The following is a 1,803-nucleotide window of genomic DNA, read 5'->3' as shown; positions in this document are numbered from 1 at the left end:
CGAACGCGTAGAGGTAGTCGCGCCCCAGCTGGTTCTGCAGGCCGACGGCGGTGAGCACGCGCTCGTCGGTGCGCGGCGAGCCCCCGGTGGGCAGCGTGATGCACACGCGGCGGCGCGCCGCGTCGGTCAGGCGCATGAGCGAGTCCTTCAAATCGGCGGTGGCGATGGAGCGCGAGGCCACGGCCACGTCGACCGAGCCGGGGAGCACGCCGTGGGCGGCCCAGTCATCCTCCCAGCTCATGAGCTTGGGCGTGACGGATGCAATGCCGCGCTCCGCAAGCTCGCCCTCCAAGACGCCCAGCATGCCCCGCGAGAAGTCGGCGGCCACCACGAGGTGCCCCGCCGCGCCCAGCGGCATAGACAGCGCGCCGGTCCCGCAGCCCATGTCGAGCACCGATTCGCCCGGCCGGATGGCCGCCAGCTTTAGGAACCGCTCCACGTAGGGGTTCGGGGCGTCCTTCGAGCCGAACGTGGCCGCGCGCTTGTCCCAGTGCGAGGCGTCGTCCGCGGCGCGGCGGGCCTTCTGCAGCTCCTTCCACTCCTCGTTCCAGTCGCGGGTGGTGAGCAGCGGGGTGAAGGCGGCTGCGGGCTTGTCGGGGCGGGAACCGCCGGGCGTTTCGTGGATGGAATTTTCGACCATAGGGAAGCCTTTCGCATCGCGGGTTCTCGGCATCGGTTACCATACTAGCGAAAGATAATGCCGAAACGAGCCGCATCGCCAAATTTATCCCGAATTGAGGAGCATCCGACCCATGCACGTCGAACTGCTGTACCACACCCCCGACCCCGAGCGCGCCATCGCCACGGCGGCGCGCCTGTGCTACGCGCCCGTGGGCGCGGCCGAGCTCATGGAGACCATGCCCGAGGAGCGCGTGCAAAGCGTGCTCTCCACCATCATGGGCAGCGGCCACTTCTCCACGCTCGAGCACGCCAGCTACACCTTCGCGGTGGACGGCGTGTCGCGGGCGCTCACGCACCAGCTGGTGCGCCACCGCATAGCCAGCTTCAACCAGCAGAGCCAGCGCTACGTGAGGTTCTCGGACGGCGTGGCCACGGTGAAGCCCGAGAGCGTCGCGGCGAGCGAGGAGGCGAGCGCGGTGTTCGACAGGGCGATCGACGCCGCCGTCGAGGCGTACGGGAAGCTGCTGGAAGCGGGCGTGCCGGCCGAGGACGCGCGCTACCTCCTGCCGAACGCGGCCGAGACGAAGATCGTCATCACCATGAACGTGCGCGAGCTGCTGCACTTCTTCCGCCTGCGCTGCTGCAACCGTGCGCAGTGGGAGATCCGCGACATGGCGCACCGGATGCTCGAGCTGGCGCGCCCCACGGCGCCGTTCATCTTCCTAGACGCCGGCGCCCCCTGCGTGGGCGGCGCCTGCCCCGAGGGAAAGATGGCTTGCGGGAACCCGTATCCGCGGGTGACGAGGGGCTAGCATGGGCGAAGAGAAGAGCGACCTCTCGCGCGCGTTCTCGGAAGACGGCGCCCGCAAGACGCACGTGGGCGGGCAGGCCCTCATCGAGGGCATCATGATGCGCGGCAAGTACAACTGGTCGGTGGCCGTGCGCGAGCCTGCGGGCGAGATCTACGTGGAGGAGCACGACCTGGCGAGCGGCCGCAAGAAGAACGGCTGGCTGCACTGGCCGCTCGTGCGCGGCTGCCGGGCGCTCGTGGAGTCGCTCGTGCTGGGGTTCAAGGCGCTCGAGATCGCCGCGGAGCATGCGTTCGCGGAAGAGGGCGACGAGGCCGAGGAGTCGGGCGAGGGACCTTCCCGCGACCGCGCCGGCTCGCCTGCGCGACGCCCC

General features: G+C 69.9%; 3 protein-coding genes. 2 read left to right on the top strand and 1 reads right to left on the bottom strand.

Going from position 1 to position 1,803, the window contains the following annotated elements:
• The coding region (locus GPA_RS14585) for a class I SAM-dependent methyltransferase (RefSeq protein WP_156791182.1) at positions 1-640 on the bottom strand (640 nt) is incomplete at its 3' end.
• 112 nt (positions 641-752) lie between these two features.
• On the opposite strand from GPA_RS14585, the gene thyX reads away from it, so the two are divergent.
• Together thyX and GPA_RS14575 are read left to right on the top strand one after the other, a co-directional pair.
• Positions 753-1,433, top strand: coding sequence for an FAD-dependent thymidylate synthase (thyX, locus tag GPA_RS14580; RefSeq protein WP_015540351.1), 681 nt, complete (start codon positions 753-755; stop codon positions 1,431-1,433).
• A 1-nt stretch (position 1,434) separates the two neighbouring features.
• Positions 1,435-1,803 (top strand): DUF1385 domain-containing protein (locus GPA_RS14575; RefSeq protein WP_041239718.1); only part of this gene is annotated, 369 nt, incomplete at its 3' end.

Origin of the sequence: Gordonibacter pamelaeae 7-10-1-b (assembly GCF_000210055.1) — a bacterium.
In the GTDB taxonomy this organism is placed as follows: Bacteria; Actinomycetota; Coriobacteriia; order Coriobacteriales; family Eggerthellaceae; genus Gordonibacter; species Gordonibacter pamelaeae.
This window is presented reverse-complemented; position numbering and strand designations above follow the sequence as displayed.

What these genes read in the sequence shown, in the direction of transcription:
- thyX (WP_015540351.1), top strand. Translation starts at nt 753, where the DNA reads ATGCACGTCGAACTGCTGTACCACACCCCCGACCCCGAGCGCGCCATC.